This window comes from Pseudarthrobacter sp. HLT1-7, assembly GCF_059383435.1.
In genome coordinates this window covers 19643-34769 of sequence record NZ_JBWZCH010000026.1, presented here as the reverse complement: position 1 = coordinate 34769, position 15127 = coordinate 19643, and the positions used below count along the sequence as shown (strand labels likewise).

Below are 15127 nucleotides of genomic sequence, written 5' to 3'. Positions count from 1 at the left end.
ATGGACCCATCTTCCCGCACCGGGGAAATCGTGGAGATAGACATTGGTGATGTTCCTGATTCTCGCCCTACGAATTAGACGAAGTTGCTACGAGCTGCTGGCCTCACCCAACCCTGACACGTAGGGGGTTCGCAACAGTCCTCGCATGAGGAGGTTCTTGCGATCACCGACAGTTGGCGCGCAGCAATCCAGCGTGAGTTGCTGCAGCCACCTATCGAGCGAACGGAGGTCGCGCAAATCGTCGAGGCGCTCAATGCTAACCGGCTCGGTCTCATTACTGGGACGGCCGGAGGCGGTAAGAGTTCAGTCCTGGAACAAACTGTCGCGTCACTTACGTCAGCCGGTGCCGAAGTGCTCGCTCTTCGCCTCGATCGGTTGGACTCCTTTGCTTCGACGGTGGGCCTCGGTCGACAGTTGGGTCTCGATACGTCACCTGCCGTTGCGCTGGCGGTGGCCGCGGAAGGTCGTAACGCGTATCTCGTCGTGGATCAGCTCGACGCGGTCAGTCTTGCTTCAGGCCGTATGCCAGAGAGTTTCGACGTTGTCATGGACCTCATCGGCGAAGCCCTTTCAGTGGTCGGGATTCGCGTCATCCTCGCGTGTCGTGAGTTCGATATCGAGAACGACCATCGGATTCGTGCGCTTGCCGGACGCTCCGACATCTCTACGACGCAGGTCGGACTGCTGCCAGCAGTGGCAGTAGACGTCGCTGTCGCACATATGGGACTAGACTCGGCGCGGCTCAGTATTTCGCAGCGCGTATTGCTTCAGACGCCCCTCCATCTGGTACTCCTGCAGACGATTGCAGCGCAGGACGACGCCTTGGCCTTCCAGTCCAAGGGTTCACTGTTCGAGGCGTTCTGGGAACGCAAGCGACAAGCGGTACGTACAAGGCGCACTGCCGTACGGTTCAACGACGTGCTTAGCCGTGTCGCCAACGCCGCCAGTGATCGCCAAGTGCTGTCCGTCCCAATCGAGGTACTCGATGAGGGAGATCTCATCGAAGACGCTAAGGTACTCGTCTCCGAGCACGTGCTGACCCGAGACGGCGATCGCATCGCGTTCTTCCATGAGGCATTTTTTGACTACACCTTCGCTCGGCAGTGGGTGTCCCGCTCGGAGTCGCTGGTGGACTTTCTCCTCCACGATGAGCAGGAGCTGTTCCGGAGGGCACAAGTTCGGCAGATCCTGCAGCACCTCCACGAGCGCGAGGCTAATCGATTCCGCGAACAAGTTGAGGTGATTCTCGCCAGCTCCGAAATTCGTTTCCATATCAAAGAAACCGTGCTTGCGGTGCTGGCTAATCTTCCCGCGCCGACGAGCGAAGATGTTGCGGCTGTCTTGAGGGTAGCCGCAACGAAGCCGCGCTTTGAAGCCCGTTTATGGGAGCGCCTGCGCGGCGCGCAGTGGTTCTTGCGCTTTTATGAGCAGGGATGGATCGCCGCCTGGCTTGATGGTTCGGACCAGAAGCTGAGGGAACGTGCCCTCAACCTGATGATCAGTGCGGCCAAGGAACACCCCGACGTTCTTGCCGAACTGCTGACCGCCCGCCAATTCGCACCTGAGTACCACAACTGGTTGCGCTGGGTAGTGCGATACGCAGATGTGCATAGAAACAGAGGACTCTTCGATCTAATGCTTGCTGCAGTCAGGCAGGGGGACTTCGACGCAAACGAACACGAACTTTGGCTCACCGTTCACGGGCTGGCCAGGCACCAGACGCTCTGGGCCATCGAGCTGCTTCAGGCACGACTGATCGATCACGCCAAGGCGCTGGCCCTTAACGAAGATGGCAAAGTAGCCGCCTTGGGGCTCCGCGAGCATTTTGCCTCCGAGCTTGTCCGCGAAGCTGCATCCGCTGAACCGCTTGCCTTTGTGCAGACAATCGTCCCTTATCTATGCAGCGTTATGGCGGTCACTTCGGATCTACCGAACGAAGATACCGCCCTTCGTGATCGGCATTTCAGCGCCAGGTTCGAAGTCGGCAACATCAATGACCGCGAGCTGGATGACGCGCTGCTGGCAGGGTCAGTTCGTGCCTTAGAGAAGCTCGTGGAGATCGCGCCAGAGTATGTGCGGCCGATTCTGGATGACCTTGCGGCAGATCCGCACGAGGCAGCGCAGTTTTTGCTGTATCGGGCACTCACAGCAGGGGGCACGACCTTCGCCGAGTGGGGGGCCGCACTCTTACTCGAGGGCGGTAAGCGACTCGACTTCGGCTACATTTCGGGCGCCGGCTGGGTCGCTCGGGAACTTGCCCGCGCGATTGCACCATATCTGAATGACGATAAACACGGGGAGCTTGAGGAGCAGTTCCGAGATCTCCGCGACCCATACGATCGCCGGCTGAACAATGGCAGTTCTGCATTTGCATTCTTATCGGCACTTGATGAGAGTCGACTCAGCCCTCGAGGCGCGCGCCGACTAGGGGAATATCGACGGAAGTTCCAGCAGGACGCACCTTCGAAACCCCGTGGGATGACGAGCGGCACTTTCGGACCGCCGATCAGCTCGGAATCGTCCAAGAAGATGACTGATAAGCAATGGCTAAGGGCTATGGCTGTACACGATTCTGACAAATCCAACTGGGACACATTCACAGGTGGGGCGCATGAACTGTCATCTGTGCTGGGGGAAGGAGTAGCCGCCAACCCCGCACGCTTCGCGCGGCTCACCTTGCAGTTGACACCAGATATCAACCCCTCCTACACGGATGCGGTCCTCATGGGATTCGGCAATGCCGAGGCTGCTGATGAGACTGCCGCGCTCATCTTCGACGCGGTCCGCCATATCGTCTCGCTGGGGCATCCAGACACTGACCGATGGCTCGGGATGGCTCTCCGGCGGTACTGCCGCAGCGTGCCACTCGACCTCGTGGAGCTACTACGAGATCGAGCCCTGCGTTCCCCCGACCCAACGGACGATTCGCCCGTCGTCATCCGCGATGGAGACGACGGTAGGAGTGCTGCGGAGATGCGGATGAACGGGATCAACACTGCACGTGGCAGCTTGGCTGAATCGCTTGGCGACTTGCTAATTTACGACGTCGATGGTGAGCGGACTGAGCTGGTTCGGCCGCATCTGAAGGCACTCGCCAGCGATCCAGTACACAGCGTTCGCTCTTGCGTCGCGCACACTGTGGCGGCTTCGCTTCGCCATGCGCGGCCGGACGCGTTAGACGCGTTCGAGCGGTTGATCGACGCTGACGACCAGTTGCTTGCCGCTGAGTCGGTGCAGCAGCTGATGCTCTACATCGGAAACGTCAATCCGGAGATCATTGACCCCGTGATTCAACGAATGCTGGTTTCGCTGGACAGCGAGGCGCGTGAAGCTGGCGGAATAATCGCTTCCTTCGCGGCCTTGGAGTGGGGACGGCCTGCACTGATGGACCAAGTGCTCGCGGGAGATGCACCCGTGCGCAAGGGCGCCGCCGGAGCCTGTGCGCGCCGCGTAAATCGCACATCCAATGCCGTACTGGCAACCGCCACTCTAATACGGCTCATGAACGACAACGAAGACGACGTGCGACAAGCTGCCGCACAGGTCGCCACGCACCTTCGTGAACAACCGCTGCGCCCGTTCACTGAACTCCTGAGTGCGCTCATTGAATCACCTTCGTATGACCACGCCACACCTCAGCTGCTCCTGACACTGCAATACGCCCCGGACAAAGTCGACGACCTCGTACTGAAAGCCGCGCAACGGTTCGTAGATGTCTTCGGCCGGGATGCCGCCGACATTCGCACGGGAGCTGCCGGCGATGCGCAATATATTAGCGAGCTTGTTGTGCGAGGCCTCGCGCAGTCGCGGAATCCCGCTCACCGCGCTGCTCTTCTCGATGTTCTCGATCTGTTAATGGAGCATGGCGTCTACGGCATCGACGATGCAATTGCGCAATCCGAACGCCTTTAGGCAGATATCCCATCCCAACCATTAGGCGGGCTGAGTAGCTCGGCTGTGAGAAGACACCGTAGAGCACTGCGTCAATGTCATCCTAGGGCCAACTTCACAGACGGCAACGGCTCCTTCGAAGACGCACTGACCGGATCCCCAGACTCCTTAGTTTTGAAGTCCCGCAGTCCTGGGAAGTACCGGCGTGGGTTCCCCGGGAAAGCAGACCGTACCGTCGCGGGTTTCCCCGGCCACGTAGCCACCAACGGCAGCTACCCCTCCGTTCCAGCAGTGCGGAGTATGCCCGGGATGGGAACCAGGTGCCGAAGACGTCACTGTCGTCGGCAGTCCACAGCACGTGGACCAGTCCAGCGCTCCCTGCCGTGGTAGTGACCGTGTTAACGCCAACCGAAAATAGGGCCATTAGTGCCAATTGAAAACGGGGCCACTGGGTTGCAGCTGGCAAGTACATAGGACCCACCGGAGTGTTGGAGGACATCACCATGCCATCGACGGAGACTCTGCAGGTATGGGTATCTGGCTGACCCAATGCCGCGAGGCTACGGCCGATTCCTCCTGCCACTGACTGGCTCCGCGCGGATGAATCCGGGTGATCTTCAGGCTGACCCATGCCTGACCTTTCAGGTTCACGCCACACCCGGACGGTGGCTGATCGGCGACTCTGTCTTCGGCGTCAAGGACTCCCTGATCAAAACGCTTCGAACCCCAGCCCGCCGGCACCCCCGCGCCGGACGGCCGCGATCTGGGCGACCAAGGGGTGTGCACATTGTGCACACCCTGCTTTGGCTCAGCAACCATGTGTGGACACTGTCCTCACCCCTTTGGACGGACATTCGGCCCCAAACCCACGCTTCGCGTCGACAGAAAGACGCGAACCGAGGCGAAAATATTGAAGAAATTTCCCTCTAGTCATGTCCTCACCACAACCCCGGGACATGAAGAGGTGAAGGCCAACCACGGCCACCAAAAGGGTTAGAAAGGAGACCCAATCACCCCAGATCCCAGCAGCGGAGCGCCCACCAGCCAGGGCTAGGACCCGCCACCCACACAACTTCATAGGCCACCGCGGCGCCAGGCACCGCCCGCGGCCAGAGTCAGAGGGACCCGAGCAGGGTCAATGTCCACACATTAAAGCAAAAACCCCTCTGACGAGGAGGAATGCTGTGCCCGAGGTGGGACTCGAACCCACACACCTTTCGATACCGCATTTTGAGTGCGGCGCGTCTGCCATTCCGCCACTCGGGCGCGGACTCCACCGGTGTAACAATCGCTCAACCACAGTGCTGTGAGCAACGCGATCGCTTCCAGTGCGCGGAATTACTCTACATGCAGATAGGCTGAATTCCAGAATCGCGCCAGTGACGCCGCATCGAACCAAACAGGTCCAAGTACACCAGCGGGCAAAACCGTAGATGGTCCAGTTCCCGCCGTACCTTTCCAAGGAGTTCCCGTGTCAGAACAGACGGAGCCAAACCCCACGTCCAAGCCGCCGCGACGCGTCGTTGTCGCCGAGGATGAGACCCTCATCCGCCTGGACATCATCGAAATCCTCCGGGGCGAAGGCTACGACGTCGTCGGCGAGGCGGACAATGGCGAAAAGGCCGTTCAGCTTGCCGAAGAACTCCGGCCGGATCTGGTCCTGATGGACGTCAAGATGCCCATCATGGACGGCATCACGGCCGCCGAGAAGATCGTCAAGGCCCGGATCGCCCCCGTGGTGCTGCTGACCGCCTTCAGCCAGAAGGAACTCGTGGAGCGCGCCCGTGACGCCGGAGCCATGGCCTACGTGGTCAAGCCCTTTACCCCCGCGGACCTCCTACCCGCCCTCGAAATCGCCCTGTCGCGCCACGAGGAAATCAAGGCACTCGAAAGCGAGGTCACCGACCTGCAGGAGCAGTTCGCCACCCGCAAGCTCGTGGAGCGCGCCAAGAGCCTCCTGACCACCAAGATGGGCCTCACCGAGCCGGAAGCCTTCCGCTGGATCCAGAAGACCTCGATGGACCGCCGCCTCAGCATGCGCGAGGTCGCCGAGACCATCATCAACCAGGTCAACTAGCCCTACTCGCGCGCAGCATACAAGAATCACGCAGCAAAAAAAAGAGGGCCCCCGCCGGCAGCGGGGACCCTCCCTTGTCAGAACCTTTTGTCAGAACCGTATGTCAGAACCCTTTTGTCAGAGCCTGCGCCGGGCCGGAGGGACTAGGCCTGGCTGTTCTTCTGCCTCTCCGGCCAGGGGCCCACCTTGTCCCGGGTCACCGTCGCCTCGCCATGGCTCCCGGCGTCGGCGAGGTCTCCCACCTTGTGGACCTTCAGCATGTTCGTGGAGCCGGCCTTTCCGGGAGGCGAACCGGCGGCGATGACCACCATGTCACCGTCCTCGACGAGGTCCATATTCAGGAGGCTGCGGTCAACCTGGGCCGTCATTTCGTCGGTGTGGCCCACCATCGGGACCAGTACCGGCTGGATGCCCCAGGTCAGGGCGAGCTGGTTCCAGACATGCTCCACCGGGGTGAAGGCGAAAACCGGCCGGATCGGACGCAGCCGCGACAGGCGTCGCGCGGAGTCTCCCGTCTGGGTGAAGGTACAGATATACTTCGCATCCAGCTGGTCGGCAATTTCGACGGCGGCACGGGTAATGGCGCCGCCGCGTGTCTTCGGCTTTGTCCCCAGCGGGGGAACGCGCTCCAGGCCGTGAACCTCGGTGGATTCGATGATCCGGGCCATCACCTTGACGGTCTCGATCGGGAATTTGCCCACGCTGGTCTCGCCGGAGAGCATCACCGCGTCGGCGCCGTCGAGCACGGCATTGGCGCAGTCGGAGGCCTCGGCACGGGTGGGGCGCGGGTTGTCGATCATGGACTCAAGCACCTGGGTCGCCACGATGACGGGCTTGGCCCAGCGGCGGGCCAGTTCAATGGCGCGCTTCTGCACGATCGGCACTTCCTCGAGGGGAAGCTCCACGCCGAGGTCGCCACGGGCCACCATGATGGCATCGAAGGCGTCGATGATCTCGGGCAGCTGCTCCACGGCCTGCGGCTTCTCGATCTTGGCGATCACCGGCACGCGGCGGCCTTCCTCGTCCATGATCTCGTGGACGCGGGTAATATCCGAGGCATCACGGACGAAGGACAGGGCGATCATATCTACGCCGCGGCGCATGGCCCAGCGCAGATCGTCCTCGTCCTTTTCGCTCAGCGCCGGAACGTTGACGGCGACGCCGGGCAGGTTAATGCCCTTGTTGTTGGAGACGAATCCCCCGACGATCACCTGGGTGACCACCTTGACGGCGTCGACGTCGATGGCACGCAGGGCCACCTTGCCGTCGTCGATCAGCAGGGCGTCGCCGGCCTTCACATCTTGGGTGAGGCTCTTGAGCGTGGTGGAGCAAATGTCCTGGGTTCCCGGGACGTCCTCGGTGGTAATGGTGAAGGTGTCACCGACGGCCAGCAGGTGCGGGCCGTCAACAAAGCGGCCCAGCCGGATCTTCGGGCCCTGCAGATCCGCCATGATGGCGACGGCCTTGCCAAGCTGTCCTGCCGCCTTGCGGACATTCCCGTAGGTGATGTCGTGCACGGCGTAGTCGCCGTGGCTCATATTCATGCGGGCGACGTCGACGCCCGCTTCCAGCACGGCAAGCGTGTTCTCGAAGCTCGCGATTGCCGGTCCGAAGGTGGCCACTATTTTAGCGCGTCTCATTTACCTACCTTAGTATTCGATTGCATGGATTAAGTTGTTGCGGGAGTGAACGTCCGGCGGCCGTTTGAAGCCGCGGCTGTTGGGAGCCGTCGGCCGGCTACAGGACGGCCATGGCCCGGTCGGTCGGCGCCACGGGGGCCGGAAGGATGGTGCTGCCCATCAGGAACTTGTCCACCGCGGCGGCGCAGGCGCGCCCCTCCGCGATGGCCCAGACAATGAGGGACTGGCCGCGGCCGGCGTCGCCGGCAACGAAGATGCCTTCCGTACTGGTCATGTAGTAGCCGTCGCGGGCCACGTTGCCGCGGCCGTCGAACCCGGCACTGACCTGCTCGGTGATCCCGGCCGGTTCCGGGCCGGTGAAGCCCAGGGACAGCAGGACCAGATCCGCCGGGATGATCCGCTCGGTGCCCGCCTTCGGCAGGCGCCTGCCGTCCACGAATTCGGTCTCGGCCACCTTCACTCCGGTGAGCCTGCCATTCGCGCCGACGAACTCGACGGTGGACGCGAGATAGGTGCGTTCGCCGCCTTCCTCGTGGGCGCTGGCAACTTCGAAGAGGGTGGGGAAAGTTGGCCACGGCTGGTGGCCGGCACGCTCCGCCGGGGGCTGCTTGCCGATCGCCAGGGTGGTGACGGAGGCGGCCTGGTGGCGGTGCGCGGTGCCGAGGCAGTCCGCGCCCGTGTCGCCGCCGCCAAGAATGACGACGTGCTTGCCGGCGGCATTGATCTGGTTCTCCACCGTCTCCCCCGCCACAACGCGGTTGGCCGGGACCAGGTAGTCCATCGCGAAATGCACACCCTCGAGCTCCCGGCCGGGGGTCGGCAGGTCACGGGGAACAGTGGCGCCGGTGGCCACCACAACGGCGTCGTACCGGCGGCGCAGCTGCTCCCAGGTCACGTCCGTGCCGACGGCGACGCCGGTCCGGAAGCGGGTGCCTTCGGCCTTCATCTGCTCGAGCCGGCGGTCGACGTGCTCTTTTTCGATCTTGAAATCGGGGATGCCGTACCGCAGCAGCCCGCCGATCTTGTCGTCACGCTCGTACACCGCGACGGTGTGGCCCACCCGGGTCAGCTGCTGCGCGGCGGCGAGCCCGGCGGGGCCGGAACCGACGACGGCGACCGTCTTGCCTGTGAGCCTGGCCGGCGGCAGCGGGTTGACCCAGCCGTTCTCGAAGGCCTGGTCCACAATGGAGACCTCGACCTGCTTGATCGTGACGGCCGGCTGGTTGATGCCCAGCACGCAGGACGCCTCGCAGGGCGCCGGGCAGAGCCGCCCGGTGAATTCGGGGAAGTTGTTGGTGGCGTGCAGCCGCTCCATCGCTTCCTCACCCTTGTCCCGCCAGATAAGGTCGTTCCACTCCGGGATGAGGTTGCCCAGCGGGCAGCCCTGGTGGCAGAACGGCACACCGCAGTCCATGCAGCGGCCGGCCTGGGCCTTCAGTACGCCCTTTTCCTGAGCCTCATAGACTTCCTTCCAGTCCATGATGCGGACCGGAACGGGACGGCGGGGCTGGGTTTCGCGCTGGCGTACTTTCAGAAATCCGCGTGGATCAGCCACCGGTCACCTCCAGGATTCGTGCCCACACTTCTTCGCCGTCGGGGTCAAGACCCTCTTCGATGGCGTCGAGACGGGTTTGCAGTACGGCCGCGTAGTCGCGCGGCAGCACCTTGGTTGTGCGGGCTGCGGTGTCGTCGAAGTTCTCCAGCAGCCGGGCCGCGAGCAGCGATCCGGTCTCCTCGGAGTGCTTCACCAGCAGTCCGTGGACAATGTCGCGGTCCTCGGCGTCCAGTTCGTGCAGCTGCAGCTCGCCGGACTCCAGGGCCTGCTTGTTGACGCGTTCGGTCTGCAGGTCAAGCACGTAGGCCGTGCCGCCGGACATTCCGGCACCGAAGTTGCGGCCGGTGCGCCCGATGATGAGCACCTGGCCGCCGGTCATGTATTCGCAGCCGTGGTCGCCGATTCCTTCCGCCACCGCCGTGGCGCCTGAGTTGCGGACCATAAAGCGTTCGCCCACCTGGCCGCGGAGGAACATCTCGCCGCTCGTCGCGCCGTAGCCGATCACGTTGCCGGCGATCACGTTGCGCTCCGCCGGGAAGACGTTGGTGCGGTCCGGCCGGACGATGATGCGCCCGCCGGAGAGCCCCTTGCCCACATAGTCGTTGGAGTCGCCGAACAACCGCAGCGTGATGCCGGCCGGCAGGAAGGCGCCGAGCGACTGCCCGGCCGTGCCGGTCAACGTGATGTCGATTGTGTCCGTCGCCAGCAGGTCCGTGCTGAAGGTCCTGGTGACCACATGGCCCAGCATGGTGCCGACGGAACGGTCGGTGTTGATGACGTCGAGGACGATCTTCACCGGGGTGCGGTCGCTGAGGGCCTCGGCGGCCATCGCGATCAGGCGCTGGTCGAAGTGCTTGTCCAGTTCGTGGTTCTGGCCGGTGAGGTTGCGCAGCGGGGCGTCGTCGTCGAACTCGAGGCCGTGCAGGATCGGGTCCAGGTCCAGCCCTTCGGCCTTCCAGTGGTTGATCGCCTGGCGGGTGTCGAGCATTTCAGTGTGCCCGATCGCTTCCTCGATGGTCCGGAAGCCGAGCTCGGCCAGGATCTCGCGGACTTCCTCGGCGAGGAATTCGAAGAAGTTGACCACAAATTCCGGCTTGCCGCTGAAGCGGGAGCGCAGCTCCGGGTTTTGCGTCGCGACGCCCACCGGGCAGGTGTCCAGGTGGCAGACTCGCATCATAATGCAGCCGGAGACCACCAGCGGGGCGGTGGCGAAACCGAACTCCTCGCCGCCGAGCAGCGCGGCGATAACCACGTCGCGGCCGGTCTTGAGCTGGCCGTCCACCTGCACCACCACACGGTCGCGCAGCCCGTTGAGCATCAGGGTCTGCTGCGTCTCGGCGAGACCCAGCTCCCACGGCACACCGGCGTGCTTGAGCGAGTTAAGCGGCGAAGCGCCGGTGCCGCCGTCGTGCCCTGAAATCAGCACGACGTCGGCCTTGGCCTTCGTGACGCCGGCGGCCACCGTGCCGATCCCCACCTCGGAGACTAACTTGACGTGCACCCGGGCCGAGGGGTTGGCCCGCTTCGCGTCATAGATCAGCTGCGCGAGGTCCTCGATCGAGTAGATGTCGTGGTGCGGGGGCGGGGAGATGAGACCGACCCCGGGCGTGGAGTGCCGCGTCCGGGCAACCCAGGGGTAGACCTTCTGCGCCATCAGCTGGCCGCCCTCGCCGGGCTTAGCGCCCTGCGCCATCTTGATCTGGATGTCGTCGGCGTTGGACAGGTACAGGCTCGTGACGCCGAAGCGGCCCGAGGCGATCTGCTTGACGGCCGAGCGGCGCTCGGGATCCAGCAGGCGGTCCTCGTCCTCGCCGCCCTCGCCGGTGTTGGACTTGCCGCCCAGCCGGTTCATCGCGATCGCGAGGGTCTCGTGCGCCTCCTTGGAGATGGAGCCGTAGCTCATCGCACCGGTGGAGAAGCGCTTGACGATGCTGGAGACGGACTCCACATCCTCAAGCGGGACCGCGGGACGCAGCCCGGATTTGAACTTCAGCAGCCCGCGCAGGGTCATGAGGTTCTCGGACTGGTCATCCACGCCGCGGGTGTAGGCCTTGAAGATGTCGTAGCGGCGCTCACGCGTGGCGTGCTGCAGCCGGAAGACGGTCTCCGGGTTGAACAGGTGCGGCTCACCGTCGCGGCGCCACTGGTACTCGCCGCCGCCCATCAAAGCCTGGTGCGGCACTTCGATGCCGTTCTCGGGGTACGCCATCCGGTGGCGAGCCGAGACTTCGGCCGCAATGACGTCCAGGCCGACTCCGCCGAGCTGCGAGTGCGTGCCGGAGAAGTACTCGTCCACCAGATCCTGGCCCAGGCCCAGCGCTTCGAAAGTCTGGGCGCCCGTGTAGGAGGCCACGGTGGAGATGCCCATCTTGGACATAATCTTCAGGACGCCCTTGCCGAGGCCCTTGATCAGGTTGTAGACCCCGTCCTGCGGGGTAACCCCGACGACGTCGCCGGAAGTGATGAGCTGCTCCACCGATTCCATGGCCAGGTAAGGGTTGACGGCGGAGGCGCCGTAGCCGATCAGCACGGCCACGTGGTGCGTCTCGCGGACGTCACCGGCCTCGACCACCAGCGCGGTCTTGGTGCGGTTGGCGCTGCGCAGCAGATGGTGATGCACGGCGCTGACGAGCAGCAGGGACGGGATGGGCGCCCACTGGGCGTTCGAGTCACGATCCGAGAGCACCACGTACTGCACGCCGCGGTTAATGGCGCCGGAGACCTGCTCGCAGATTTCCGTCAGCCGGGCGCGCAGGGCGTTCTCGCCGCCTTCGGGGCGGTAGAGGCCGCGGACCTTCATGGCGACCCTGTCGCCGTCGGCGGTCTCGATGTTCGCGATCTTGGCCAGCTGGTCGTTGTTGATCACCGGGAACGGGAGTGAAACCTGCGGCTGCCGGACCTGCTTGGTGTCCAGCAGGTTGCCGTTGGGGCCGATTGCGCAGGTCAGCGAGGTGACGAGCTCCTCGCGGATGGCATCCAGCGGCGGGTTGGTGACCTGGGCGAAGGACTGCACGAAGTAGTCGAAGAGCAGCCGGGGCCGCTTGGAGAGCACGGCCACCGGGGTGTCCGAGCCCATGGCACCGAGGGGTTCGGCACCGTTGCGGGCCATCGGGCCGAGCAGGATCTTCAGTTCCTCGGTGGTGTAGCCGAAGGTGCGCTGGCGGATGTTGACCGATGCCGGGGTGTGCAGCACGTGCTCACGTTCCGGCAGGTCCAACAGGTCAATCAGGTTGTCCTTGACCCAGTCGGACCAGGGGTTGGCGGCCGCCATCTCGGCCTTGACTTCGGCGTCGTCGATGATCCGGCCGGCCTCGGTGTCCACGAGGAACATTTTGCCCGGCGAAACCCGGCCCTTTTTGACCACCTTGGACGGTTCGACGTCGATCACTCCGACCTCAGAGGCGAAGATCACCAGGCCGTCTTCGGTGATCCAGTACCGGCCGGGACGCAGTCCGTTGCGGTCCAGGGTGGCGCCGACCAGGCTGCCGTCGGTGAAGGAGACGGCGGCGGGGCCGTCCCACGGTTCCATCAGCAGGGAGTGGTACTCGTAAAAGGCGCGGCGGGCGGGATCCATCGTGGCGTGGTTTTCCCACGCCTCGGGGATCATCATCATGATCGAGTGCGTGATGGGGCGGCCGGAGAGCCACAGCAGCTCCGCTACCTCGTCGAACGACGCCGAGTCGGAGGCGCCCGGGGTGCAGATCGGGTACAGCTCCTCCGGCGAATCGCCCAGCAGCGGGTTGGCCAGCTGCGACTGGCGGGCGCGCATCCAGTTCCGGTTGCCCTTGACGGTGTTGATTTCGCCGTTGTGCGCGATGGTGCGGAAAGGCTGGGCCAGCGGCCAGGACGGGAACGTGTTGGTGGAGAAGCGCGAATGGACAATCGCGAGCTTGGTCTTGAAGCGCTTGTCCGAGAGGTCCGGGTAAAACGGCTCCAGCTGGGCCGTGGTCAGCATTCCCTTGTAAACGATGGTCCGCGAGGACAACGAGGGAAAATAGACGCCGAACTTGTTCTGGGCGCGCTTCCGGATGCGCCAGGCCCGGGAGTCTAGTTCGTTGCGCTCGAGGACTTCGCCGGTGCTCGCGGCAAAGAACGGCTGGCAGAAGTACGGCATGCACGCCCGGGCCATGGAGCCCACGAGGTCGGCCACGATGGGCACCTCACGCCAGCCAAGGACGGTCAGCCCCTCGTTGGCGGCGAGGCGTTCGATTCCGGCCTTGGCGGCGTCGGATTCGCGCTGTTCGGCGGGGAGGAAAGCCGTGCCCACGATGTACTGGCCGGGGGCAGGAAGCTCAAAGTCGGTGACCGCGCGGAAGAATTCGTCCGGTACCTGCATGAGCAGACCGGCGCCGTCGCCGGTTCCTTCGTCGGCGCCCACGGCGCCCCGGTGCTCGAGGTTGCGAAGGGCGGTCAGCGCGGCGTCAACGATGTCGTACCCCGGCTCCCCCCGCAGCGTGGCGATGATGGCGAGTCCGCAGGCGTCCTTCTCCTGCTCGGGGTTGTAGAGTCCGGCGGCTTCCGGCAGCGCCGCGAAGCGCTTAAACGGTGACATGGCGGCGGCCGGCTGATCCGGCTCGGACCAGCTGGGGCCGTGCAGGGTTTGGGTCATGGAAGACGTCCTTCCTCCTGATCGTGCGTATGGGAGGGACAACGTTGGCCCGGATCGGTGCGCCGGTGTGACGGGCACAACAAAGTCTTACTAACTGGAATTGTAGGCCAGCGCGGCCTTCTGTTCGAACAGTTACGCGTGACGAACAGTCACGCGGTTCGCCGGCGCTGAGCTACTTGGTACCCTCAGCTTCCGGCGCGGATCCGGTGGCCTGCCGGCCGGGTGTAACGGCCGCCGGCTTTCCTGCGGCCGGCGTGGTGCCGCCGGTGGATTCCATTGACGCTCCGGCTGGGGCAGGAGCGTGGCCTGGACCGCGTTGATCATCACGCAGACTACCATCCGATTCACCATCTGAGACAGCAGAGTCCGGATGGCGGACATCGTCGCTGGAGCCGGGAACAGCCTCGGCCGGAACGGCGGCCGGCTTACCGGCGTCGTCCGCTGTCCCAGACGGCTCGCGGCCGGGCAGGTACGGGGTATCGGGATCGTCGCGCTTGCGCAGGCCCAGGAGGATGAAGGCGATCAGCGCCGCCACGAGGACGAAGATGCTGGTCCAGACGTTGAGCCGGGTGGTGATCCCGAACAGGGTGATCTGCTCGGCGTCGTCGATCCGCATCGCTTCGATCCAGACCCGGCCCAGCGTGTAGTAGACGGCATAGAGCCAGAACAGGCGGCCGAGGCGGAAGCGGAACTTCCGGTCCAGTGCCAGCAGGATCACCACTCCCACGAGGTTCCAGAGCGATTCGTACAGGAAGGTCGGGTGGAAGAGGGTGTCTGCAGCCATGCCGGCCGGGAAGTTCGGGTTATCGGCGTCGATCTGCAGTCCCCACGGAAGGGTGGTGGGGCCGCCGAAGAGCTCCTGGTTGAAGTAGTTGCCCCAGCGTCCGATCGCCTGGGCAAGCAACAGCCCCGGCGCCGCGGCGTCGACGAACGTGGTCAGCTTGACGCCGGCCCTGCGGCAGCCGATCCACGCGCCGACGGCGCCGAGCAGCACGGCGCCCCAGATGCCCAGTCCGCCACGCTGGAGCTGCGGGATCAGGGACAGGTCACCGGTGCCGTCAAAGCCCGGACCGAAGTAGGCGTCCGGTGAGGACACCACATGGTAGAGCCGGCCGCCGATAATGCCGAAGGGAATGGCCCAGATGGCGATGTCCCAGACGCTGCCCTCCGGGGCGCCGCGCCGTGCCCAGCGGACGGAGGTCAGCCACAGGCCCGCGATGATGCCCGCCAGGATGCAGAGGGCGTAGGCATGGATGCGCAGTGCCCCCCATGGCAGCGGGATGTCGAAGCCGGACCAGTCCGGGCTCGGAATGCTCGCGGGAATCATCACTGCCGCGTGGAGGACTGACTGCATT

The 15127-nt window shown here is 64.2% G+C and carries 6 protein-coding genes and 1 tRNA gene; 2 read left to right on the top strand and 5 right to left on the bottom strand.

Annotated elements, in window-relative coordinates:
• Positions 1-198 precede the first annotated feature (198 nt).
• A complete protein-coding gene (locus AC50X6_RS18135) occupies positions 199-3912 on the top strand; it encodes an NACHT domain-containing protein (RefSeq protein WP_494967538.1) in 3714 nt (1237 codons plus the stop codon).
• Positions 3913-5076: 1164 nt separating this feature from the next.
• On the opposite strand, the gene AC50X6_RS18130 is transcribed toward AC50X6_RS18135, so the two are convergent.
• Positions 5077-5157, bottom strand: a tRNA-Leu gene (locus tag AC50X6_RS18130).
• Between the two features lie 205 nt (positions 5158-5362).
• Between AC50X6_RS18130 and AC50X6_RS18125 the strand changes: the two genes are divergently transcribed.
• Positions 5363-5968 carry an ANTAR domain-containing response regulator gene (locus tag AC50X6_RS18125; RefSeq protein WP_494967537.1) on the top strand — a complete coding sequence of 202 codons (606 nt, stop codon included), beginning with the start codon at positions 5363-5365 and terminating at the stop codon, positions 5966-5968.
• Positions 5969-6111: 143 nt separating this feature from the next.
• On the opposite strand, the gene pyk is transcribed toward AC50X6_RS18125, so the two are convergent.
• The 4 genes from pyk to lgt form a co-directional block, all read right to left on the bottom strand.
• Positions 6112-7608 carry a pyruvate kinase gene (gene pyk, locus AC50X6_RS18120; RefSeq protein ID WP_494967536.1) on the bottom strand — a complete coding sequence of 499 codons (1497 nt, stop codon included), beginning with the start codon at positions 7606-7608 and terminating at the stop codon, positions 6112-6114.
• Positions 7609-7705: 97 nt separating this feature from the next.
• On the bottom strand, positions 7706-9163 hold the full coding sequence (locus AC50X6_RS18115) for a glutamate synthase subunit beta (RefSeq protein WP_494967535.1): 1458 nt from the start codon (positions 9161-9163) through the stop codon (positions 7706-7708).
• Complete coding sequence (gene gltB / locus AC50X6_RS18110; protein ID WP_494967534.1) at positions 9156-13772, bottom strand: glutamate synthase large subunit; 4617 nt, start codon at positions 13770-13772, stop codon at positions 9156-9158. Before gltB ends, AC50X6_RS18115 begins: the two co-directional genes overlap by 8 nt.
• A gap of 172 nt (positions 13773-13944) precedes the next feature.
• The gene (lgt, locus tag AC50X6_RS18105; RefSeq protein ID WP_494967533.1) at positions 13945-15126 is read right to left on the bottom strand and encodes a prolipoprotein diacylglyceryl transferase; all 1182 of its coding nucleotides are present in this window, start codon (positions 15124-15126) and stop codon (positions 13945-13947) included.
• Between the last annotated feature and the right edge of the window lies 1 nt (position 15127).